21 protein-coding genes are annotated in these 23810 nt (G+C 55.7%); 12 read left to right on the forward strand and 9 right to left on the reverse strand.

Annotated features, from left to right (window positions below):
- Window positions 1-135: 135 nt before the first annotated feature.
- Window positions 136-1041 carry a GNAT family N-acetyltransferase gene (locus SH678x_RS10660; protein ID WP_496922892.1) on the reverse strand — a complete coding sequence of 302 codons (906 nt, stop codon included), beginning with the start codon at window positions 1039-1041 and terminating at the stop codon, window positions 136-138.
- 30 nt (window positions 1042-1071) lie between these two features.
- Complete coding sequence (locus SH678x_RS10665) at window positions 1072-1920, reverse strand: DUF6690 family protein (RefSeq protein WP_496922893.1); 849 nt, start codon at window positions 1918-1920, stop codon at window positions 1072-1074.
- Between the two features lie 229 nt (window positions 1921-2149).
- Between SH678x_RS10665 and SH678x_RS10670 the strand changes: the two genes are divergently transcribed.
- The 5 genes from SH678x_RS10670 (at window position 2150) to SH678x_RS10690 (ending at window position 7366) form a co-directional block, all read left to right on the forward strand.
- Window positions 2150-3319 carry a THUMP-like domain-containing protein gene (locus SH678x_RS10670; protein WP_496922894.1) on the forward strand — a complete coding sequence of 390 codons (1170 nt, stop codon included), beginning with the start codon at window positions 2150-2152 and terminating at the stop codon, window positions 3317-3319.
- A 67-nt stretch (window positions 3320-3386) separates the two neighbouring features.
- A complete protein-coding gene (locus SH678x_RS10675) occupies window positions 3387-4250 on the forward strand; it encodes a sugar phosphate isomerase/epimerase family protein (RefSeq protein WP_496922895.1) in 864 nt (287 codons plus the stop codon).
- Entirely contained in the window at window positions 4247-5167 is a 921-nt protein-coding gene (locus tag SH678x_RS10680; protein WP_496922896.1) for a UbiA family prenyltransferase, read from the forward strand. The genes SH678x_RS10675 and SH678x_RS10680 overlap by 4 nt, the downstream gene beginning before the upstream one ends.
- 31 nt (window positions 5168-5198) lie before the next feature.
- Window positions 5199-6038, forward strand: a complete 840-nt coding sequence (locus SH678x_RS10685) for a sugar phosphate isomerase/epimerase family protein (RefSeq protein WP_496922897.1) — start codon at window positions 5199-5201, stop codon at window positions 6036-6038.
- A gap of 2 nt (window positions 6039-6040) precedes the next feature.
- Window positions 6041-7366: an alkaline phosphatase family protein gene (locus SH678x_RS10690; protein ID WP_496922898.1), complete on the forward strand. Its 1326-nt coding sequence runs from the start codon at window positions 6041-6043 to the stop codon at window positions 7364-7366.
- Between the two features lie 145 nt (window positions 7367-7511).
- Here the strand turns inward: SH678x_RS10690 and SH678x_RS10695 are convergent, their stop codons facing one another.
- Entirely contained in the window at window positions 7512-8231 is a 720-nt protein-coding gene (locus tag SH678x_RS10695) for a PEP-CTERM sorting domain-containing protein (protein ID WP_496922899.1), read from the reverse strand.
- 701 nt (window positions 8232-8932) lie between these two features.
- Here SH678x_RS10695 and SH678x_RS10700 point away from each other — a divergent pair.
- Window positions 8933-10018 (forward strand): hypothetical protein, encoded by a 1086-nt coding sequence (locus SH678x_RS10700; protein WP_496922900.1) that lies wholly within the window; start codon window positions 8933-8935, stop codon window positions 10016-10018.
- Between the two features lie 61 nt (window positions 10019-10079).
- On the opposite strand, the gene SH678x_RS10705 is transcribed toward SH678x_RS10700, so the two are convergent.
- The 6 genes from SH678x_RS10705 to SH678x_RS10730 form a co-directional block, all read right to left on the reverse strand.
- Window positions 10080-10892: a TatD family hydrolase gene (locus SH678x_RS10705; RefSeq protein ID WP_496922901.1), complete on the reverse strand. Its 813-nt coding sequence runs from the start codon at window positions 10890-10892 to the stop codon at window positions 10080-10082.
- A gap of 13 nt (window positions 10893-10905) precedes the next feature.
- On the reverse strand, window positions 10906-11163 hold the full coding sequence (locus SH678x_RS10710; protein ID WP_496922902.1) for a hypothetical protein: 258 nt from the start codon (window positions 11161-11163) through the stop codon (window positions 10906-10908).
- 14 nt (window positions 11164-11177) lie between these two features.
- Window positions 11178-14765, reverse strand: coding sequence for a cytochrome c biogenesis protein (locus tag SH678x_RS10715; protein WP_496922903.1), 3588 nt, complete (start codon window positions 14763-14765; stop codon window positions 11178-11180).
- A gap of 94 nt (window positions 14766-14859) precedes the next feature.
- Window positions 14860-15960 (reverse strand): hypothetical protein, encoded by a 1101-nt coding sequence (locus SH678x_RS10720; protein ID WP_496922904.1) that lies wholly within the window; start codon window positions 15958-15960, stop codon window positions 14860-14862.
- Window positions 15961-16057: 97 nt separating this feature from the next.
- The gene (locus SH678x_RS10725; protein ID WP_496922905.1) at window positions 16058-17677 is read right to left on the reverse strand and encodes a hypothetical protein; all 1620 of its coding nucleotides are present in this window, start codon (window positions 17675-17677) and stop codon (window positions 16058-16060) included.
- 104 nt (window positions 17678-17781) lie between these two features.
- Entirely contained in the window at window positions 17782-18120 is a 339-nt protein-coding gene (locus SH678x_RS10730; RefSeq protein WP_496922906.1) for a hypothetical protein, read from the reverse strand.
- A gap of 209 nt (window positions 18121-18329) precedes the next feature.
- On the opposite strand from SH678x_RS10730, the gene hisN reads away from it, so the two are divergent.
- From hisN to SH678x_RS10760, 6 genes are all read left to right on the forward strand, one after another.
- Window positions 18330-19160: a histidinol-phosphatase gene (gene hisN / locus SH678x_RS10735; RefSeq protein ID WP_496922907.1), complete on the forward strand. Its 831-nt coding sequence runs from the start codon at window positions 18330-18332 to the stop codon at window positions 19158-19160.
- Between the two features lie 103 nt (window positions 19161-19263).
- Window positions 19264-19539 carry a 50S ribosomal protein L28 gene (gene rpmB, locus SH678x_RS10740; RefSeq protein ID WP_496922908.1) on the forward strand — a complete coding sequence of 92 codons (276 nt, stop codon included), beginning with the start codon at window positions 19264-19266 and terminating at the stop codon, window positions 19537-19539.
- A 47-nt stretch (window positions 19540-19586) separates the two neighbouring features.
- Window positions 19587-19877 (forward strand): Asp-tRNA(Asn)/Glu-tRNA(Gln) amidotransferase subunit GatC, encoded by a 291-nt coding sequence (gene gatC, locus SH678x_RS10745; RefSeq protein ID WP_496922909.1) that lies wholly within the window; start codon window positions 19587-19589, stop codon window positions 19875-19877.
- A gap of 24 nt (window positions 19878-19901) precedes the next feature.
- Window positions 19902-21440, forward strand: a complete 1539-nt coding sequence (gene gatA, locus SH678x_RS10750) for an Asp-tRNA(Asn)/Glu-tRNA(Gln) amidotransferase subunit GatA (RefSeq protein ID WP_496922910.1) — start codon at window positions 19902-19904, stop codon at window positions 21438-21440.
- 90 nt (window positions 21441-21530) lie between these two features.
- Complete coding sequence (gatB, locus tag SH678x_RS10755; RefSeq protein ID WP_496922911.1) at window positions 21531-23006, forward strand: Asp-tRNA(Asn)/Glu-tRNA(Gln) amidotransferase subunit GatB; 1476 nt, start codon at window positions 21531-21533, stop codon at window positions 23004-23006.
- Between the two features lie 9 nt (window positions 23007-23015).
- Window positions 23016-23804, forward strand: coding sequence for an SAM hydrolase/SAM-dependent halogenase family protein (locus SH678x_RS10760; protein WP_496922912.1), 789 nt, complete (start codon window positions 23016-23018; stop codon window positions 23802-23804).
- Window positions 23805-23810: the final 6 nt, after the last annotated feature.

Consider the following 23810-nt stretch of genomic DNA (forward strand, 5'->3'; position numbering starts at 1 on the left):
GGCGGTCGTTCATCGCAGTGGGGAAGTCGTCGAAATCGTCGAGTAACCGACGGGAAATAAGCGTCACCACAAAATCCTGTGGCCTCTGTTTGCGAGTGACACACAATTTCAACTCGCCCAATTTAACATGTCCGTTTATACGCCACGGCCACGCAACCTGGCATAAACCGTGCGACGATCCCACATCACAAAACCGAGCCGGCGATATAACTCAAATGCCGGAGAATTGCGCTCATCGACGGCCAGCACTAAGCGTTCAGCATTCATTTGCTTGGCCCGTTCGATAGCAAACCGCACAATCTGCTCGCCAAACCCTCGGCCACGCGCGTTAGGGGTAACACCCATGTACACAAGTTCACAGTTTTCGCCCGGTTGGTGCTCGGCGAGGATCAACACACCCACATCTTGATTCTCGTGCCGCACAAGAAACCAGTTTTGGGGATTGAACTCTCCTTGAACCTTGTAGCCGTCGATCACCTCGGCGGGCGTGCGTAAATCGTTCAACTCGGGGCAATCGAGCGTTCCGGCGTACGACTGTTTAATTGCGATCTCCAGACGCTGCTGATGCTGGTCCGCGTGGGGCAAGAATTCCAAAGTGTGACTGTTGGCGAACTTGGGAAAATTGGAACGCTCGAGCGTCAGATACGCCAAATCGACAAGCCGGTGAAATCCGCCAACAGCGAGCAGGTCTTCACGAACAGATTCTGTGGCGGCGATCACGATTTGTGCGAGCGCGATCTGGTTTTGCTCCAAAAGCTCGCCGACAGATTGGAAGAGTTGCTTGGCGGCGGGGCTGTCAAACCCAGGCGGCCACACGACTGCTGCCTGGCCGGGCGTGAATTGAATCCACGTTGCCGCGATCAAATGGCCATCAGACTTGGCAACCAGCAAACCCGCAAAGATCGATTCGTCACCCCCGCGCAACAAATCAAGCGTCTGCACCAGTGACGCTTGTTGATCGACGGAAAGCCCGTCGTGCAAAACCTTGAGCGCGGCTTGGAAATCGGTGGCAGCACAGCGCGATATTTCAATGGAACTCATCGCGGCAGCATACCAAGCGTTCGACACTTACTACCAGATGCGGTCCTGCCGCTCCAAGTTTTTCACTTGCTCGGCGGGGATACGGCTGCGGGGAAAAAATGTCTTGAGCGATTCCGAAAAGCTCTTTTGCTCTGCGGGAGCTTCAGTTTCCGCAGGGCCTGCAGCTTTTGCGGTCGTGGCGGCTTCCTTCACTTCTGGCAGCGGCGCGAGTTTCGGCGGCAGCGGCGTCATGGCCTCCGGGCGTTGCAAGTCCATTTCGACGGCAAAACTATCGTGTGGTGAACTCGACCACAAAACAGCCGACGGTTTAGTGCGGACTTCGCTAAACACGTCGTCGCCACGTTTCATTTGAAAAAGTTGCTCGCCCACGATCGGTGAAATTTGTTGTTGCAATCCTTTTTGCTGCGCAAGCGCGAGTACGCGGGTTGTATCACCCGTGTGGCCTTTGAATGAAATCCGCTGGACTTGGCCAGCTCGATCAAAGAAATATGTGAGCGAACCCGCGACGTCGTGAATCTGTGTCCCACTCACCAACGGCACGCGCACTCCATAAAGGCCAAGCTCAGCCAGTGCTGTCGACTTACGGGCCCAGCGTTGGTAGACCCATTCCTTGGTCACATCGAAGCGAAACACTTCTTCAAGGCTGGCACTAGCATCGCCCTCGAGCGGAGTGCTGATGGGATAGATTTCGTGCCCCGGACCTTGCGGCAACGGATCGAAATGACGGGCCTCCGGAACTTCTGCTATATCAACGTCGGCCGGGGATGACGCGCTGGCCGAGTTCCACATCTCTTTGATGCCGTCGGTCCCTTTTGAGAAATACGGGACGGCCACGGCCGCACCCAAAATCACGGGGATTGCCAAAGCTCGCGAGAACATGTTGAGAATGCCTGCATTTGTACCGCCCAGCCATCGAGACGGGTGGGGGTCAGGAACGTGATCCGCTAAAATCGTGGCGAGGCCACGCTGGTTTGAGGAATCCGTTCCTATTGTGTTTTATCGACCGCCGGGTTTCTTTGCTTGCCCCGGCGCCGACTAGCCGGTGCAGTTTGCTTGATAGTGCCGACAGGCCCTAGCTTGCTTGCCAAGTAGTAACAATGAGGAAAACTTGACCGATCTTGCCGACTATCAGTGGCTCGTGAGCGACGAGGCCCATCGCTGGCTTGCCGCATGCGCGGGTCAGGAACCATCGGCGCGGCTGCAAAACCAACTCCGCAAAGAACTTTCCAGCGATCGAGCTCGCCTAGTCGCCGAACAAGCGATTTTGCGGCAGAAAGCGGCCAAGAAATTTGGTGAACCTGCGGCGCAAATGTTCTTTACCGACATTGGCCTGCAACAAGCGACCGACTGCTGGGTCGCCGCCTATAAGGCCCAGCGATTTCGTGCGGATCAACCAATCGTCGACTACTGTTGTGGGATCGGCGGGGACTTGCTGGCCCTGGCGGGACATGCACCGACGGTTGGTTGGGACCGTGCTCCTGAAATAGCGCTCTTCGCCGCGGCGAATTTGAGAGCATGGCAATGCAAAGCCGATGTGCGAACGGGACTTGTCGAAGAACACCCGCCGCAGCAGGATGAACAATGGCACCTTGATCCCGACCGGCGCGTTGATGGCCGGCGTTCGATTCAATTTCAATGGCATTCGCCGAGTGAAGTAATCATTCAAAGTTGGTTGCAGCGATCCCCGTCGGGAGCGATTAAACTCGCCCCCGCGGCAGAACTCTCTGCAGAATGGCAGGCAAGCGCCGAGTTGGAATGGATCTCGCGCGACCGCGAATGCCGGCAGCAAGTGGCTTGGCTGGGTGATTTAGCCCGTTCATCGGGAAAACGACGTGCGACTTTGGTTACCACAGAGACTCATGCCTCATTTGTGGGTGAGCCCGATGTGCCGGCCGAGATCGCGGACAGCGTGGGCGCTCACGTGTACGACACAGACACCGCCATTCGTGCCGCGCGGCTGACCGGTGCGATCGCCGAGTCGCTTCAGTGCCATGTTCTGACCCCCGGCGAAAGCTACCTGACTGCGGACCATAAAATTGAACATGCGTTGCTCTCTTGTTTCCAAGTTCTCGATGTCTTGCCGCTGCGAACAGCGGACCTTGTCAAGCATATCAATACACTTCAAATCGGAGACCTGGAAATCAAAACTCGCGGCGTCGCTGTGCGGCCTGAAGAGCTGCGTAAAAAACTCAAGCTTTCCGGCAGCAAATCCCTCACTCTTTTACTCACCCGGCATGGTAAAAAAGAAATCGCGATCCTGGCCGAGCGGCAAACATAGGGGTAACAGCCGTGGCCTGGAACATTAGAATAGATCGCTTACTGCTTTTGCTTGCCGGAACAATCTCGTGAAACTCGCCTTCAGCTCCAACGCTTACCTCGCCTTTTCCATTGAAGAAACCATTCGCCGCATCGCAGGCATGGGCTATCGCGGCATTGAATTGCTGGCCGACGTGCCGCACGCTTGGCCCGCGGGCTTGCTGCCCGAACGCCGCGAAGCGATTCGGCAATGTTTAGATGATTACCAGCTGACGATCTCTAACATCAACGCCTTTATGATGAACGCCGTCGGCGATCCGCGGCAACCCTATTGGCACCCGGGTTGGACCGATCCCGATCCGCATTATCGTGCGATTCGCCGCGAACACACCAAGCGTGCCTTACAACTGGCCGCAGATTTGGGCGCGCCGCACATCACGACCGAACCCGGCGGGCACCTTGCGCCCGAACAAATACGCGAGCAAGCGGGCAACATCTTCTACGAAGAAGTGATGCCCTGCGTTGAAGTGGCTGAACAATTGGGCGTGATGCTGCTGATCGAGCCCGAGCCCGAGTTGTACATCGAGCGGTTTGAGGAATACCTGGAATTTGTCGCGCGGCTTGATTCGCCGCTGGTAGGACTGAATTTCGACGTGGGACATGCTTACTGTGTGAGCGAAGACCCACAGGATTGGGTCGCACGGATGGCCCCCCACACGGTTCATTATCACTTGGAAGACATCGCTGCCACCCGCGTTCATAAGCATCTGATCCCCGGCCATGGTGCGATTGATTTCCCGGCCACACTTCGTGCAATCGCAGATACGGGTTATCAAGGCTGGCTAACCGTCGAGCTTTATCCCTATATTCACGTGCCGGATGAAGCCGCCCAAGAAGCACGTACATTTCTCACGAACACGCTCAACGTTCTAGGCATCGCGGAGTCGCCGTGAGTTCTTCCCGCCCGATTGATTGGCCGGCGTGGTGGCAAATCCTGCGAGCCACCAATGTGTTCACCGCGGCGTCGAACGTCATCGCCGGGTATCTGTTAATCAATCACGGTTGGCAACCGCTCACGCCGTTGCTGCTATTGATCGTTGCGTCGGTCATGCTTTACGAAGCGGGGATGGTGCTCAACGACGTTTGCGATGCCGCGCTCGATGCCAAAGAGCGCCCCGAGCGACCGATTCCAGCAGGGCGAATTTCCAAGCAGGCAGCGAAATACGTGGGAATGAGTTTGCTTGTTGGTGGAGTTTTTGTAGCTCATGTTGTGAGTTGGCTTACTCATCAATGGCTAACAACGCAAATCGCCTTGGCGCTGGCGGCAACAATCGTCGGTTACAATGTTGGTGTGAAAGCCACACGCTGGGGGCCCCTGGCGATGGCCGGCTGTCGCATGATGAATGTGCTGCTGGGGGCGAGTCTTGCGGGAACGATGTCCGCCGACTGGTCGAGCGCCTGGCTGTTGGCGTGGGGGCTTTTCTTCCACACGTATGGGCTCACGCGAATTGCTCGGCACGAAGCGGATTCGATCGACCACTTGGATTTGTGGGCTGGCTGTATCGCCGTGATCTTGGCCCTTTTCTGGATCGTGGGTTTGCCACTGGCCATGGAAGAGACGGCCATTTCGCTCAAAGCGTGGTTTCTCGTTTGGTTGGCGCTGTTGAGTTGGGAGATCTATTTGGCTTACCCCCTGCTTACGGTTCCAAATCAAATGTCAGTTCGTCAAACCGTTGGCAGTTTGATTGGCGCGTTTCTGCTGATCGATGCAGCCGTCGCCACACTGGCGGCAGGTTGGGTGGCCGGGTTGGTCGTCCTCAGTTTTTGGATTCCCACGAAACTGCTCGCACGCCGAATCGCGATGACTTGAGCGCGCACCGACATTGGCGGACAATCGATTGATGCGTCTTGGTTACAACACAAACGGGCTCGCCCATCATAGCCTGCCGGCGGCGATTGAATTGCTAGCCGAGATTGGCTATTGCAGCGTGGCGATCACGCTCGATCACGCGACGCTTAATCCTTATGGTTCGCATTTACGCGAAGAACTGAATGCCGCTCGATCAATGCTCGAAAAACATGGGATGACTTCCGTCATCGAAACCGGCGCGCGTTATCTGCTGAATCCACGCCTCAAACACGAACCAACGTTGCTAACAGCCAATGCGGCCGATCGTGAGATCCGCATCGACTTTCTGAAAAAAGCCATCGACATCGCCGCTGAACTGGACAGCGATTGCGTTTCGCTCTGGTCGGGGATTTTGCCGACAGGTGAATCACGTATGGCAGCAATGCAGCGTTTGGTCGAAAGTTTGCGAATCGTTCTCGATTACGCCCACGCAAAGAAAGTCGTCCTAGCGTTTGAACCCGAGCCGGGGATGCTCATCGACACGATGGCCAGTTTTCAAGAATTAATCGATCAGATCAATTCTTCTCAACTGATGCTCACACTCGACGTGGGTCATCTGCATTGTTTGGGAGAAGTTCCGATTGCTGACGTGATACGCCACTGGCATGACCGCCTTGCCAACATTCACATCGAGGACATGCGAGTGGGTGTCCACGAGCATCTCATGTTTGGGGAGGGGGAAATGGATTTCCCACCCATTGTCGCCGCGCTGTGTGATGTGGGCTATGATGGACCACTCAATGTGGAATTGAGTCGTCATAGCCACATGGGCCCCGCCGCGGCGCAGCGGGCTTTTGATTTTTTGAAACCACTTATTGAACGCACGAAATAACAATGTCTGAATATGTTGTCTTGCTCTCGGTCCCCGGTCTGCGACGGCAAGACCTTGCTTTGATGCCGCGGCTGTCCGCACTTGTTGGCGATGGCGATTCCACGGAGCTTGTGCCGAGTTTTCCCGGCGTGACTTGCACTGTCCAGGCCAATATGACGACCGGACTCATGCCGAATGAGCATGGCGTGGTGGCCAACGGATTTTTCTTTCGCGATGCGAACAAAGTCGAGATGTGGACTTCGCCAAATAGCTGCATCCAACGGCCGCAGTTTTGGGATTTGATGCACGAGCAGAATCCCGAACTTACCGCCGCGGCTTGGTTTCCGCTGCATAGCATTGGTGCCGGTGCGGACGTCATTTGCTGGCCTGCTCCCAAACACAATCCCGATGGCAGCGAATCACTGTGGTGCTATACGAAACCCGAGTCGCTCTACCCTGAGCTGCTCGAAAAGTTCGGCCACTTCCCGCTGCAGCATTTCTGGGGGCCGTTTGCCAACATCAAATCCACGGAGTGGATCGTCACATCGGCCCTCTTCGCCGCCGAGCGCTATCGCCCTAACTTGTTTTATATTTATCTGTCGCATCTCGATTACGCCGCCCAAAAAGAAGGTCCCGACAGCCCCGCTGCGTTGCGAGCCGTGGCGGAACTCGACCAGCAGATTGGCCGACTCGTCGACGGTTTTTCAGCGGCCTACAAGGATGTAAAACCGCTGTGGCTCGTGGCGAGTGAATATACGATCACGCCGGTCGATCATGTCACGTATCCCAACCGCTTGCTTCGTGAAGCGGGCCTCTTGCAAGTGAAGCTGGAAGATGGCCGCGAACTGCTCGATGTCGCGGCAAGTCAGGCTTGGGCGTTGGTCGATCATCAATTCTCGCACGTGTTCGTTTGCGATTCTAATCCCGCGGTTGTCACTCAAGTCCGCGATCTTTTCGCCAATCGAGAAGGCATCGCGGAGGTCGTGCCGCACGCGGAACTCGACAAGTACGAGCTCAATCACGAGCTGGCTGGCGACGTCGTACTGATTTCCTCGCCCAACAGTTGGCAGGCCTACTATTGGTGGTTCGACGATGCGCTGGCCCCCGCGTTTTCACGCACGGTCGATATCCATCGCAAGCCGGGCTACGATCCCGTCGAGATGTTTTGGGATCCGATCAATAAGGGCATACCACTCGACGCCAGTTTAGTTCGCGGTTCCCACGGCGCCCCCGCGCGGCAACCCAACCAGCGCGGGGTGTTGCTCTGCAGCGAACGCGGCGTGTTCGTGGAACAACCGCTCGCCGACACCGACGTAGCTGATATTGTGCTGCGGCAGTTTGGGATTTGAGCGAAGCCACAAAGCCGCGACCGCCGGTTGCGGAGGATCGCAACTCATTCACCTTTTAGCCACAAAGTGGCGACCCTAAGCCAGCCCAGGCCAACGGCCTGGGTGAAAGGGAAAAACATTGATACATAGCCTCAACGGGGCGGCATTACTTGCTACGCCGTCGCGTCCCCCAGCAACACCCCAACATCCCCGCTCCTAACATCACCAACATCGCGCTACTCGGCTCCGGCACGGCGTACATCGCTATGTTATCGATGTCATACGAAACGCCCGTTCCATTGATTTGCGATGAAATGCTAAGCAAAGCCGTAGATGACGACGCGGTATAGAAAAAACGAAACTGCGTCCAATCTGGAATATTTCCAGGCGAGTATGCCGTGAAAAGATAGTCGCCGTTTAGGGCCACGCCAAAGCTGGGCACATCGAGCGGCAGGTTGGTGCCGCGAATTTTTCCTTGGCGATATTCGCCTGAAATCAGATAAGACTGGTTGAGCACAAGATTGGTGATGGTTTGGCTCGCCGTGGGGTCGGATAAGGATGACGGATTGACGTTATCCAGTTGGACTCCTCCGGGAGGATTGCCAACGCGGGAGTGATAGCCAAAACCGCCAGGGGTATTCGCGACGGTCCAGCCATTCGAGTTGGCGTTGAACCCACCATTCATCACGAGATTCTCTTGTGCCTCGACCAAGTGAGTCATGACGAGCGACAACCAGATCATGAGAGCTAAGAAAGTATTCTTCATTACGCTAACACCCGAAGAAAAGAAGTTGTCGGTCAGCACGGAGTTGGCGTCCAACTGGGAATCTATTGTCCCTAGCGGCAAGCGGCGGTCAACAGAGAGGTGGCCAAAAATAATTTCCATCTCAAGCCATTTTTTACGACTTCTAAATGACAAGTGCCTCTGAGCAACGCCAAAAAAGCCAGGGGCTTTTTTGTAGAAATTGTGCCACGACTTCTGCTATGGTGACGGTTGCAAACGTGATGCGTTTACGGGAGCAGATTATTCGCAGGCCGCGAACGAGTTTCACAAAGTTCCGGCAATGGCTTCGAGACGTGAGAAATGGCAACCTAGATTATTTCCGCCTTCGGCGGACCTATAGGCTCCCTCAGAATGACCAGGAGTGTGAAGCACGGCCATTTGCAAGATTCAGCCAAGAAGGAGAAAAGCATTTGCAAGACCGAGGGAACTTGTTCAATCTCCAGGCGTGATCAAGTTGATGAAGTTGAGCAAGATGACAAAGTTGCTTGGCCACATTTGATCTGCTGCAAACCTGGAAAACCTCGCAAACCTGGCCAAGCTGACAGCGGTTTTGTAGGCCGCGAACGAGTTTTACGAAGTTCCGGCAAGAAGCGGTGTACGCAGCGCGTTGCCGGAACTGCGCGTAGCTTGTTCGCGGCCTACACATATCGCCGGTGATAGCACGGAATTCAGGCAAGCTGGGAAGACTCTGTCTGGCGTGTCGGTTGAACCGAATCTCCAGCCTCTGGGTTCCGATACTCCTGAGGAGAGCACCCCGCAGAGCGCTCCTGCCCCAGACCATTCACCTTCGCCGGGAATGAATTATGAAACATACATTTGGTCGCTGCATTTCCGCAGCCGTTTGTGCCTTAGTTTTGGTGAACACCGCCACTGCCGCTCGGCCGCTGATACCGGGTACGGGCGCGAGAATCGACTACGTTGGCGACGATTTTGAGGACACCGAATGGAGCTTTATCCACAACTTCCCCAAGAGTTCGCGTGAACAGGATGAGCGTTTGCGTTCGCCGACGGGCCGTTCTACAAACGGCTTGTGGGTGGAAGGCCCTGAACGTGGCCAACCCGATCACATGCAAATCGTGCCCACGCCCGCAGGTGGTTTGCCTGGCAGCAAGCACGCGTTGCTTGTTCGCACGTTGAACTCCGGCATCCCCGGTTACATGTCACGTGACACGCAGCAAGACGACCTTGTGGCCAACAGTTTGGCTCGCATCGGGACGATTCCCGTGAGCGAAATGCCGAGTGCCACGATTCGTGTTTACTTGCCCGAAGCTGATGAATGGGAGAATCGAACCGGTCCTCACTTTGGTTTCCGCATTAGCACGTCGACCATCAACACCAAGTCGGAATCCAAGGGCGGATTCTTCGGCGGTTCGCGGACCGTCACCGAGAACGAACCGTATTGGCCGGGCTTGTGGATTCACTTCCGCAGCAAGGGCCACAAGGGTGCCAAGGAAGATTCTGCCTTCTTGACCTATCGCGGCGATACCCGTGGCCGTGATATTCGCTGCAAGGAAATTCCCGCCGATCAATTCGGTTGGTGGACGTTGGGGTTGTCGGTCACGCCCGATGGTCAGGTTCACTACTACGCCAAGCCAGGTGTTGAAGATCTGACCGCTGCTGACTACATCACCTCGCAATTCCCGTACGGCTTCAACGCTCAACGGCTGCGGACGTTCTTCATCGACGTGTGCAACAACAACGACGGCAAGACTTGGTCGACGCCATTCGTGATCGATGATCCATCGTTGCACGTGGTGAATTCATCGCGCATCGAGAGCATCGTTCAGCGTAAGGTTGACCGCGAAATCCGCAATGCCGAGGCTCGTGAAAAAGCCAAAGCCAAGCGGCAGCAGCAAACAGCCAACCGCTCGCGTCAATCGAACAAGTAGGATTTAACACCTACTGATGATTTCAAACCAACGCCCAGGGATTGCAATCCCTGGGCGTTGGCTATTTGGGTTCAACGAACTTAAATCCGCGGCTTTGACCGAAGAACCGCAGGGGGTTGTCATAAACCACCTGTCGGATGAGCGCTTCGCTGTGACCCCGGCGGCGCATTTCCATGATGAAGTCGGGCACGGCCGTTGGTTTCGAAGGGCCCCAATCACCCGCGGAATTCACGAGCAAGCGCTCGGGGCCATACATTTCCACCATGTCTGCTGCGCGGGCGGGCGTGCATTTGCTGACGGGGTAGAGCGTCATCCCCGCCCAAAAGCCGGCTTCCAGCACGGGCCGGATCGTGTGTTCTTCCACGTGATCGACGAGCACCCGGCTACGATTGAGGCGGCTGTCGCCCTTCAGCATGTCGAGAATCATCCGCGTTCCTTGGTGTTTGTCTTCCAAGTGCGGTGTGTGGATGAGGATTTGCTCGTCAGTCTTTACGGCCAAATCGAGGTGCTCGAGGAACACGATGGCTTCGTTCCGGGTGTTCTTGTTGAGTCCGATCTCGCCGATCCCCAGCACGCCGGGGCGGTCCAAGAATTCGGGAATCATCGCCAAGACTTCGCGTGAGAGCGACACATTCTCGGCTTCCTTGGCATTGATGCAGAGCCACGTAAAGTGCTGAATGCCGTAGCTGGCCGCGCGTTTGGGCTCGAAACCGGTAAGTTGAGTGAAGTAGTCGCGAAAGCCGTCGACACTCCCCCGATCGTAGCCGGCCCAGAAAGCTGGTTCGCTCACCGCTACGCAACCCATCTTCGCGAGGGTGTCGTAGTCGTCGGTCGTCCGCGAGACCATGTGGATATGGGGATCGATGTAATACACGTTAAGCCGCCTGCTACTTCACACCCAAGGTCTGCCGCCAGTTTTCGTCAAACGCGCGACTGAATAAGAGTTGCACTTGCTCGGCGCGATCATTCTCGTCGTTAAGCAGCAATTGAATTGCCGTTTGCAGTTGCTGCCAGCGGGGATCGTCCGGCGTGCCACTCCCAGATCGCGAAACGCGATCGAGAGCCGCCGCGATTTCGAGAATCTTCGCCCGTGTGGGCAAATATTCGCGATCCATGATCTCGCGGCTAGATTGTGGAGACGACATGGCAGGACTCCAGCTTATTCCGCTTCGACCACGGACTTGTTCGATGAGGAACTAACGGCAAGGCCGAGCACCATCACGGCCAATTGGCTCAATACGAAAAGCAGCAGCCATTTCACCCGGCCTTCCGTAAAACCGTAGGAATGCAAGCCTACGCCCATCAAGTTCACGCCGAACCAGGACCAAGCGGTCACGACATTGCCAAAAACGGCGAGAATCGCGAGACCACGATGGGCGATCATGCCGCCCCAACGGGCATGCAGCACGAGCGCATTCCAGAGCACGATAATCAACGCCCCGTTTTCCTTCGGATCCCAGCCCCAGAAGCGACCCCACGAATCGTCGGCCCACAAACCTCCAAGAACCGTTCCCACGAAGCTGAAGAACGTCGCGAAACAAAGTGTGCCGTAAGTCATGCGAATGAGTTGCTTGCGGCTTTCTTCGTCCAGTCGTTTGAGCCACAAAACCATCACGACGTACACGATCCCCATCATGCCGGCGAGAATCGTTGTCGAATAACCCAGCGTAATGCAGACCACGTGAGTCGCTAGCCAGAACTGCGTGTCGAGCACGGCCTGCAAAACCATGAAGGTATCGCCGTCACCGGCAAGGTTGTAAGCGATGAACAGCGTTGGGAAGCCGACAATCGCGGCGAGCAAATTGCCAAGTCCTTTGCGGTAGACATATTCATACACGAGGGCAAACAACACCGCGGCCCAGCCGATGAACACCGCCGAAGAATAGAGATTCGTGACTGGCGGACGGCCAGAGATATAAATCCGGGCAACAAGCGCATAGGTGTGCAAACCGAACGTGAACCACAGCAACCAGTTGGCCGAGCGATTGAGAATCTCGGACCAACCCAACCACGAACAAGCCGCGAGTACGAAGCAAACCAGATACAACGCCATCGCCAACACGAACGGATTGAAGTGATTGAAATAGGCCTCGTAAGCGATGCGGCCCAAATCGAGTTGCTCGGCAGTCTTGCGTTCCCCAGCGGCCTGTTCCTTCACGAGTTCTTGTTGGTAGGCGGCATCAGCTACGGCACGTTCAGCCACAATCTTCCGGTAGCCAGCCAGCGAGGTGTTGAACTTGTCCAGATCGTCGGCCCGATAAGCGTCGAGGATCGCACGAAACGCTGGTGTGGCTTCGTTTTGCGGCTTCTGCATGAGCCCATTCACGGCGTATTCGACTTCCGCGGCAAAGACGATTTGCCAAGGCTGATCGGGTTCGACAGGTGGAATGGCGCGTGGCCCCGCTTTTTCCAGCCGCTGCATTTCTTGGCCGATCATCGCCAGATCAGCCCGTAGATTTTCTTCAGTGTCGGTACGAATCGCGGGATTAGCAAACGAATCTTGCAGCGCCGTGTAGAGGAAAATCCGCTTGGTAAGCTCCAGCATCTTCTTTTGCTCGAGCGTTTGTTTTTCAGCCGGAACTTCTCGTGCGAGTTGCCATTGCTTGAGCGTTTCTTCCCGGCGATCGGTGAGTTCAGAGACACTGTAACGAAAACCGTCACGCGGCTCTAATCCGAGGGTTTGCAGCAGGTCGAGATTCTCGATTCTGAAAACTTGATAATCCTGCGCCCTGGGTGAACCGGTAATGACATCGAGCAGCCATTTTGTTGCAGGAACTTTTGGCTTGATGCCAAACAGGCTTTCTTTATCGAGTTCCACCGTGCCGTGGCCAGAAATGACGGTCAGCACATTACGAGCCAGCGTATCGAAAGGCTGAATGCGTCCCTCATAAGCGAGCGGCAGTTGGCCGAACTCATAGACATTCATTTCGTTGGCCGGAATTTTGGGGGCACGAGCACGTCCCGACACCCAACCGGCGAAAACGAGGACCACCAAAGTTGGAACCCACACCGCAGGGGATTTCCAGTTGGCCAATAATCCCGAGGCTGTTTCGCTGCGAACTACAGATTTGGGCGACGTTTTACGCTCGGCGAATCGTACGAACGTCAAACCGAAGTGATAAAGCATCCCCGTGCCGACCAACATGCACGACACGTAGGGGATCATCCAGCCGGTGTTGCTCACAACTTGCAGCACTGTCCCCTTTTCGGTTTCTTGATCCCAACTCGCTTGATAAAGCGTGTCGGCCCCGTAGCGCAAAGGATTGTTCATCCAAATCTTGGCCGTGCGATCGATGTTGTTATCCGGATCAGCGAGGCGTACTTCCGACGAAAAATCTTTGGGAGTGTCCGTCCCCACATAGCGTTTGAAGCTGAAGTCAATCAGATGCACCGAATAAGGTTTGTACAGTCGTTCGAAACGCATTTCGATTTCGTAGGTTTTGCCGTCCACGCTCACAACGTCGCCCTGCGCCACCGAGGAAGGCAATGCCCAAGCCAAATAGAGACCGAGCGGCTTGTGATCTTTCTTTGAGAGGATCTCGATAGTGGCGGCGGGCAGATCTATGCCTTGTTCCGAAGAAGCTCCCGTGCTCCTGGGGCGTTCTTCAATGACACGCAAACTTCCCCAGCCGGAGTCGACTTGCGACGTTTCGCCCGGTTGAGCCAGCCGTGTTACGGCGTTGGGATAGTACTCGGTCACGCGAATGGCAAAAGGAAGCTCATCGCTTTCAATAATCTCTTTCGAATCAAATGCTTGCCACAACAAATCGCCGGGGATGACCGTTACCTTGTCTTCTTGGATGTTCGACTTGTCGATGATCGCCAACTCCGTGTGGCGAGTGTCTTCAGCAAAGTTGACGGTTTGGCCTTCGGTGATGCTCATCCGGGCTTCTTGGTAGTTCAGCCCCGTATGGAGTTCGCTGAACATCAACAACGCGATGCCGCCGTGCAGCAGCACAACACCGGCTCGCTTGCCAAAAACAAAGTAACAACCGGCCAGCAAAATCAATCCCGCGGCAGTTGCTTTGAGCAGCTGCCACATGATTCGCAATCCCGACGGATCGAGCTTCGCTTGGGGATTCAGGAACAACCAGATCGTCACAGCAGCGAGCGCGGTGCAGCAGGCTGCACCCAGCCACCATAACCAAGCAGAACCTGTGGCCAGGCGGTTGCGATAGGACAGTGCGAGTCCGTAACCAAAAAGCAGCGTGCCGCCACCCAAGGCAAATCGTAATGCGTGCCACAATCCGTTGGAAAAGCCCGAAGATAGTTCGCTGCGCACCGTGTCGCCCAAGCCGCTTTGCACGACGGCATAAGTAAAGAACATCCCGAAGGCAATCAGCCCCACGCCCAACCATAGTTGACGACCGTGGCCGGTGACTTTGAATCGCGTGAGGTGCGCGGCGAGCAGGTTGGCGGCTAAAAACGCTCCCAACATCCACCCGCCGGGGAAAGGAAAAGCTCCGCCTACGTTCCATTCACGCGGAAAGAAAATCTTGAATTCGATCCAGGCGATCCACGTTCGGAAGTACTCGTGAACCACAAACCACACATCGTGATCGATTTGCGCGAGCGTCCCGGCTAGCACCAGAAAAATGCTCAGCGCGAACAACACAACCGTCAGACGTAGCGAGGCAAACGCCGACAGGGCCGTGGAAAGGACGCCAGCATGATCAGCAGCGTGTACCGGGCGAGAGTGAGGAACTGAACTGGTCTTTTCGTAATTTCCGAGATCGGTAGTAGCCACGACAATTGCCAAGTGGGTGGGGAATCCGCCTGTATGATTCTTTAAGTTTACCGCTCTAGGCCCAGTTCGGTAACGCCACTCCGCGGGAATTCGGCTATTTGAATTTCACGGCGTCCGTGAGTTTGCGGAAATTCTCGGTTTCTCGTTCGACAAGTGGTGCAGCTCCAAAGAGCTTGAAAAACCAGACTTTTCCACTGCGCACGATCATCGCTGCCAACATCGCCTGCCGTGGATTGGTCCCTTCTGGCCCGACGAGATTGACGAAACTTCCCTCGGTGCCGTCGATCTCAATTTTTTCGACAAGCCCCGCCAGTTTGTCGTCAACGGGAAGTCCAACCTGTGCCGCCCAGCGCTGCACGTTGGCCATCACATCGGTAATTTGTGCCCCACCTGAGGCGGGCAAATCAATCAGCGTGAACTCGGCCTGTTGATCCCCATCGGCGATCACAAACGCGGCTTTACGCATCGCCGAGACGCGGCCCGGCTGCCAACCGTCGGGAGTCGCCAGCGTGAACTCGGCACTTCCTGCCGCCGGAGGAGTTGTGCTCGCAGCAGGAGGAGTCATCTGGGCTGGTTCGGTAGTGCCTGCCATGTTGCCATGAGGGTTCATCGCCATCGTGTTTTGCATGATGCCGACAAGCTCAATCACCGTGGCCGGTCCGGCGATGGTTTTCGTTTCCTTGGTCAGGTTGAGAATTGTCTGCCGTGGCAATTCCCCTTGTCCCAGTTGGCCCAGCCATCGATTCACGTTCGACGACACGAACTCGCCCCAATTGTCGGACTTCGGCAGCGACGAAATCGCAATCTCCAGGTCGCCCGCTTCATCAGGGACTACAATTGTGTTAATCCGCATTTCTGAGGGGCCTTTTTCACTCCAACCCGTGGGCAACTTCCAGGTGAGTGGACTTCCCGTGTCAACATCGGCCAAGAAAGCCTCAAACTCCGAGCGATGGCGGTCAATGGCCGCGCTCTTGCCGACCAATTTGAAGAAATAGACCTGATCACCGACAGGTAGCATCGCAGTGAGCATGCGATCGAAATCAGCGGCGACATCTTTCGCAACGATCGCCTCGCGTGGAGGCCGCGTGCGTTCAACTGTGTAAGTGCTGATTTCGCCTTGTGGCTTGCAGCCCAGGCAAAGAAAAGGAATCAACGAAGCCAGACCGATAAAATGTCGAACACCCAAGGTGGTCATGAGAGAACCTGATCACGTCATGCAGTTGTCGGGGAGCCAAAACTGCAGCGTGACCGATTCTATTGATGTTCGCAAGGCGTGACACCGGCGAGCGGAATTAGCGTAAGCCGAAGAGCCCCAGAATAGCGTCGAGCATGGAACTGTTGACCGTGTAATTGCCGTTCCAACTCCAGACGTTCTGCAGCATGTCGAGCATCATGAAAACACCGAAGCCAAGGAACATGACGCTCGCAACTAACAACAAGATGCTGCCAATGCCGAATTGAGCCTCGGGGCCTGCCACAGGCACGGCGACCGCGCCTGCATAAGCGGCCATGCCAAGGTCACCAGCAGGGGCTTCGCCAAAATCTTCCGTCAGGACAACACCCTCGTCATCCGCCGAGAAGCCATCTTCCAGCAGGCCGGCACCTTCTCCATCGAAGCCACCCAGATCGGCATCCAAGGCAATGACTTGCGAGCTGCTGTCGCCGTCGTCCAAGCCCCCTTCGCTCAATGGGGTCAGTTGGAAGTCGTCGTCGGTTTGAAGAGCCGCACCCGAGGCACCCGCACCGACATCGCTCCCCAGCAGCGAAATCTCGGGGTCAGAACCTTCTAGAGACAGGGAACTCAAAATCGCCGAGCCGCCGACATCCAAGGGAATGTCGTCGAGAGCGAGGCCGCTGTCCGAAGGCGAGATAAGATTGATACCGCTGTCGCCGCTGTCGAGCGTGAGGTCGCTGCCGCCCGCGTCGGCGAGGATCAGATCGTCATCCCCCGCGAGTTCCAGTTCCACGTCGCCGTCGGCTTCTTCGAGATTCGTGCCCACGGCCGCCAAATCTTCCAGAGGCACGTCGGTGGAGCCCATATTGCCTTCGTCTTCGGACTCTTCGTCGCCCAGCTTGAGATCGCTATCTCCCTTGGGGCTCGTTAGCGACTTGCTCGCCTTCTCTCTGGCGTCAGCCACATCGGCAGGGTTCAAGGCAAGACTCGACTCCGCGGCGAGATCGATTTCCAATTCTTCGAGATCTTTGAACGCTTTCTTGGCATCGGAAAGATCTTCCATTTCGTCCAGCACACCCGAGCCGGCAACGGTCGAAGAAAGCACGTCCGAGGCACCTGCCGCTGAGAGCTTGGTGTCTTCTTCGTCGGTGACGTCGTCGAGCTCCAGTTCCAGGTCTAGATCGGCATCCGGCAAATTCAGTTCTTTGCGGCCGATAATTGTGCTCAAAGAACCGGTGACCGATTCTCCCAGTTCTTCATCGCTCAAGAGAATCGAATCCGTGGGATCGCTCGGTTCGTCGGGAGCATCCAAGGAGAGATCGCTCGTTCCTGCCGTGACCGTATCTTCTAGTCCAGCAAGTTCGAGTTCGCTGCCCGCCGATATCGAATCGGTATCAGCCATTCGAAGATCGAGAGCCGATTCATCGGGTTCGCGTGAAGAGCTTGGCTCATCGAGATCGATCTCGGGCAGATCCGCGAGGCCCAGATCGTCGTCAAAGTTAAAGTCGGGTAGCGGCTCGGCGTCGACCAAATCAGAAGGGTCGATCAAGCTGATGTCACTCGGCGGAGGCAGATCGGGAACGCCTTCGTTTGACATCCGATCGATTTCTTCACTCCGAAACTTCCAGCTCGAGCCATCGCGATAGGCCCGCAGCATATTGTTCTCGCGCAACTCATTGAGTTGTTCTGCCGAGATGTTGAGTTTCTTGAGTGCGTCTTCAAAATTGACAAATTCCATCGCTGCCTCTGGTGTTCCAAATGGTTTGGATTCACGTTTCGGCTCGGCGCTAAAACCTCCATGCGAGCAACGAGCATTTATCTAAATTGTCGAATCGTTCGAGCTTATTGTCGTTCCAAGGTATTTTGTATGTCGGCGGGCGAGAGGGTATCGCTGTTGAACTGCAGCATTTGCAAATCGGCGTTGAAATTGCGAATGCTTCTCGGCTGGATCTCACCCGTATCGCGGCTGATGTCGTACACGCCCATCACACGCTGAGCGGGGTCGATCATCACCACCCGCAGCAGCTTGTTATCAAGTTCTTGCACATGAGTAATTAGGCCCGTCGATCCCAGGCCGGCATTGAGTGGAGCGGCAAATGCCGTCTCGTGACCCGACTGCCAACCATTGGCCAACAAACCCAACCCGAGGGCTACCACCGCCAAGACAATCCATTGCCGCATCGCTCGATCTCCTCCATTTTGGGTAGAATCAACAGCGGGTGACCCTCAACCTCTATTCTAAGAGCCGACCCCTCCACTTCAAGGAAATTTCACCCCATCCTATTGCGCCATCTGGATTTACTCAAACAGCATAATCGCCAGAATCACACCCACGGCCCTCAAGAAACCGCAACTAGGCGATTTTCGGGGCGTTTGCTAACTTGGCAGCCATGAGCAACGCAGAAATTACAAGCCGGTTGGAATATGCCGTCGAAATCGCTCGAAAAGCAGGCGATTTCACCTTGCAGCACTACCGCAAACCGGGGCTGGCCGTGGAACGCAAAGGGGATGGCTCGCCGGTGACAGTCGCCGATCAAGGTGCCGAGAAGCTGTTGCGGGAGCTCATTTCGCTGCGTTTTGCCGACGACGCCATCATGGGGGAAGAATTTGGAAAAACGGCTGGCACGAGCGGCTACCAATGGATTTTGGACCCTATCGATGGAACCAAATCGTTCATCAGCGGGGTGCCTTTGTACACAACCCTGGTCGCCGTCATGCAGAACGACGAGCCGCTGATCGGGGTAATTTTTGCCCCAGCCGTGGATGAAATGGTGTACGCCGCCAAGGGGCAAGGCTGTTGGCATGTCGTCGACGATGGGGAACGGCATTCGGCCAAAGTTTCCGAGGTTAGTTCCTTGGCTGAATCCGTTTATTTGACCACCTGCGTGCGTTCCTACACGTTGGACCGCCCACAGGATGGGCGAGGGGTTTTCGATAAATTGGCCGAATCCTGCCGGGTGAGCCGTACTTGGGGCGATGCGTTTGGATACATGCTCGTCGCCACGGGCCGGGCGGAAATTATGATCGACCCCATCATGAACCTCTGGGATGCCGCCGCATTGCAGCCGATTATCGAGGAAGCCGGGGGACAATTCTTCGATTGGCAGGGCGGGCCGACCGTTCACAGCGGCGAGGCCGTGGCGACGAATGGCGCCCTGGCCGCCCAAGTTCGGCAAATCCTCAGCGATTCCTTAGCTGAAGAAATTGCCGATTTGGGCTAAACTCTGTCCTGAACAGCGGTTGCGTTCTTTTTGCGAATCGCTATATTCAGGAGTTTACCCAACAATCAATTGAATATAGCTCTGTTTACGAAGGACCAGCGACATGGCCCGACAATGTGACGTTTGTGGCAAAGGCCCCCAAGTCGGTAACTCGGTGACGATCCGCGGTAAGAAGAAGTACCTGGGCGGCGTCGGTACGAAGATCACCGGCATTACCGCTCGGCAATTCAAGCCGAATCTACAACGCATCCACGTGACGACTCCTAACGGCACGCACAAGACGATCCTGGCCTGCACCCAGTGCATCCGCTCGGGCACGATCACCAAGATCGTTCGTCAGGCGCCGTTCAAGGTCCCCGATCAACCGGCCACGACCTAAGTTTCGAATCCGTGACGGTTGTTCGCGGTTCGTAGGTGGGGATTCTCATGGCGATCACACGTGCCGACGTCGAGAATGTGGCGTTGTTGGCCCGTTTGCAATTGAGCGATGCGGAGCTGGATCGATTGGCGGGGGAACTCGCGAATATCGTCGGCTACGTGGATCAACTCGCCGAAGTCGATACCACGGGTGTTGAACCGATGGCCCACGCGGTCGAAGTTCACAATGTGTTTGCCGACGACGTGATCGAGCCGAGCTTGCCGCGGGAAGCTGCCTTGTCGAATGCACCGCGGCACAATGAACGTGGCTATCTTGTTCCCCCCGTGCTTGGTGAATGAAATTTCTCTGTTTGGGTTTTCGCAATGTCGCTTGTCGAGACGTCGGCCACCGAGCAACTAGAGCGACTTGCCTCCGGCAATATTACAGCCGTTGAGTTGACCCAGGCCTATCTCGATCGTATCGCTGCAATCGATGGAAAAGTCGGCGCGTTCTTGCGAGTCGAGAGCGATGCCGCCCTCGCTCAAGCTGCAGATGTCGATGGTCGCCGCAAGGCAGGCAAACCACTCGGCAAACTGGCGGGGCTACCTGTTGCCGTGAAAGATGTTCTGTGCGACCGAAGTACGCTGACGACTTGTGGTTCGCGGATGCTCGAGAATTTCCGCGCTCCCTACGATTCCACGGTCGTGGCGAAGTTGAAAGAGGCGGATGCGGTGCTGATCGGCCGCACCAACATGGATGAATTCGCCATGGGGGGCTCGACGGAAAATTCCGCTTTTCAACTCACGAGAAATCCCTGGGATCTGGAACGCTCTCCCGGCGGTTCGAGTGGCGGCGCCGCAGCCTGTGTCGCTGCTGAGATGGCGCCACTTTCTATCGGTACCGATACAGGGGGGTCGATTCGCCAACCCGCGGGATTGTGTGGCGTTGTAGGACTGAAACCGACCTATGGCCGGGTGAGTCGTTACGGCCTAGTGGCTTTCGCGAGCAGCCTCGATCAAGCAGGACCTCTCGCGCGGACAACTCAAGATGCCGCGCTGCTGTTGGAAACAATCGCCGGGCATGAGCGCCGCGATTCGACGTCGCTAGATAAAGCGGTTCCCGAATTTTCTAAGACCGTAACGCAACCTCTCAAGGGTTTAAAGATCGGTTTGGCGCGCGAACACTTCGCCGCGGGGCTTGATCCTGAAGTGGAGCAAGCAGTTCGCGAGGCGGTCAAAGTTTATGAATCGTTTGGAGCGACCGTCAAAGAGGTCTCGCTGCCCAATAGCAAATACGCGGTGGCGACTTATTACGTGATTGCCCCCTGTGAAGCGTCCAGCAATCTCGCTCGTTACGACGGTGTCCACTATGGCCATCGCACTGATGAAAAAGCGATGCTGGCCGACCTGGCGATGGAACGCAAATCGTTGGAAGCCGCTGGCGATCAAGTTGCCCTGCGGCGACTCGACTCTTCGCTTGTGCGGATGTACCGGCGTTCGCGATCCGAAGGTTTCGGTGCTGAAGTGAAGCGTCGGATTATGCTTGGCGCCTATGCTCTGAGTGCCGGTTACTACGATGCATATTATCTCAAGGCATTGAAAGTCCGCCGATTGATTCGTCAGGATTTTGATGCAGCGTTTGCGGGTGTTGATTTGATTCTCAGCCCCGTAACGGCCCAAACGGCTTTCAAGATTGGCGAGATGGTCGATGACCCGCTTGCGATGTATTTGGTCGATCTTTACACCGTGAGTGCGAATCTCGCGGGTTTGCCGGGAATCAGCTTGCCGTGTGGATTCAGCAAGGCGGGCCTTCCTATTGGCTTGCAATTGATGGCCCCGCCGCTGGCAGAGGAATCACTTTTACGCGCGGCTTACATGTACGAAAACGCGACCGATTGGCACAAACGTCGGCCGAAAATTTAACCACGAAACACACGAATGACACGAAAAAATAAAAGAGTTTATCCCTTTATTTCGTGTCTTTAGTGTCTTTCGTGGTCAAAAACGTAGACTATGTCAAAACCTTACACCACCATCATCGGTTTGGAAGTTCACGTGCAGCTTGCCACGAAGAGCAAGTTGTTCTGCCGATGCAGCACGCAGTTTGGTGCCGAGCCCAATACGCAAACATGCCCGGTTTGTATCGGTTTGCCTGGAACATTGCCCGTGATGAACCGCGAGGCTTACGAGTTGTCGCTCAAAACGGCACTCGCGATTAACTGCGAGATTCCTGAATTCACGAAATGGGATCGCAAACAGTATTACTACCCCGACTTGCCGAAGGGCTACCAAATTAGCCAGTACGACTTGCCGATGTCGTCGAACGGTTATCTTGAGATTGCTGACGACAAAGGCGCGTTCGAGCCCAAGCGCGTTCGCATCACACGGGCCCATCTTGAAGAAGACGCGGGCAAGAGCGTGCATGATGAAGTCGCTGGTAAGGCCGACAGCGAAATCGATCTCAATCGCACGGGCACACCGCTGTTGGAAATCGTTTCCGAGCCTGATATGCGTAGCTCGGCCGAAGCGAGAGCGTTTTTGCAAGAGCTAAAACTGCTCCTGATGCACATCGCGGTCTCCGATTGCAACATGCAAGAGGGAAGCCTGCGAGTTGACGCCAACGTGAACCTGCACATCGACACACCGCAAGGCAAAATTGCCACGCCGATCGTCGAAATCAAAAACATGAACAGCTTCCGCGCGGTCGAGCGGGCTCTCGACTACGAAGTAGAGCGGCAATATCGCGAATGGCAAGAAACTGGCAAGAAAATTGGTGATGCCCCCAAGCAAACACGGGGTTGGGACGACGTTGCGGGAGTGACACGCGGGCAACGTAGCAAGGAAGAATCGAGCGATTATCGTTATTTTCCCGATCCCGATCTTGTTCCCGTCGTCGTGACCAAGGAGCAAATCGAGGGTGTGCGGAACTCGCTCGGCGAATTGCCCGCGGATTTACGCAAGCGATTCACGGAGCAACTCGGTCTTTCAGCGTATGACGCCAACGTGATCGTGAATCAAGGCCGACCGGTCATCGAATATTTTCAAGAAGCTGCTCAAAAGTGCGGCGATACCAAAGCTGCGTGCAATTGGATCTCACAAGACATTCTGCGTTACTTAAAAGATCACGAACAAACCATCGCCGAGTTTCCGATTTCGGCTGCAACACTTGCCGGCATGATCTCGGCAATTAATGACGGCCAACTTCCCAAGCCGCGGGCCAAAGATGCGTTCGAGCTCATGCGGAGCGAAAGCCTAAGTGTCGCGGAGGCCATCAAGAAGCTTGGAATCGAGCAGGTTGATGAATCGGCCATTGAGGATCTCTGCCGGGATTTGCTCACGAAAAATCCCAAAATCGTGGCCGATGTCCGGGGTGGCAAAGCTCAGGCCGTCAGTTCGCTCATCGGGCAGGCGAAAAAGCTGAACCCTAACATCGATCCTGGACGTTTTCGCGAAATTTGTCTGGCGCTGATCGAGAGTGGTAAAGTGTAGAGGAAGCCTATGTCCTCCACGATTATCACACTTACCACCGATTTTGGCGTATCGAGCCCATATGTCGCGGCGATGAAGGGGGTGATGCTCGCGATCAATCCAGCACTGCAGATCGTCGACATCACCCACGCGATTCCGCCGCAGCAGATTGCGCTTGGAGCCATGGCCCTTGCTGATACGACCCTGTTGTTTCCCGCAGGGACGATCCACATCGCGGTTGTCGATCCCGGCGTTGGCAGTTCGCGAGCCATTATTTATGCCGAGATTGCCGAACAGCGGTTCGTTTGCCCCGATAATGGGCTATTAAGTCGGTTGGCGGACCGGCAGCCACCTACTAAGATAATCCACATCACTGCGGAACAGTATTTTCGTCAACCTGTGGCACCCACGTTCCATGGCCGGGACATTATGGCCCCGGTTGCGGCGCGGCTCAGCTTAGGTTTGGATCCCGATCAACTTGGTCCAGCACACTTGGAATTGCAGAAACTGGCTTGGCCTGGAGCAACGAGAATGGCAAATCGGATCGAAGGAAAAGTGGTGGCGGTCGACTCCTTCGGCAACCTGATCACCGATATCACGCGCGACATGCTCGCCGACGTGCCGACCGACGAATCGGTGACGGTTCGTTGCGACGAGCACGAAACACAGTGCATTTTCAAAACCTACGCCGACCAACCGCCGATGACGCTCGTTGCCTTGATCGGATCCAACGATCAACTGGAAATTGCCATCGTAGACGACAGTGCCAAGATCATGCTCGGCGTCGGCGTGGGTGCTCCCGTCGAGGTTTGTTGGTAACCCATT

Source organism: Bythopirellula superficialaquae, assembly GCF_059632245.1.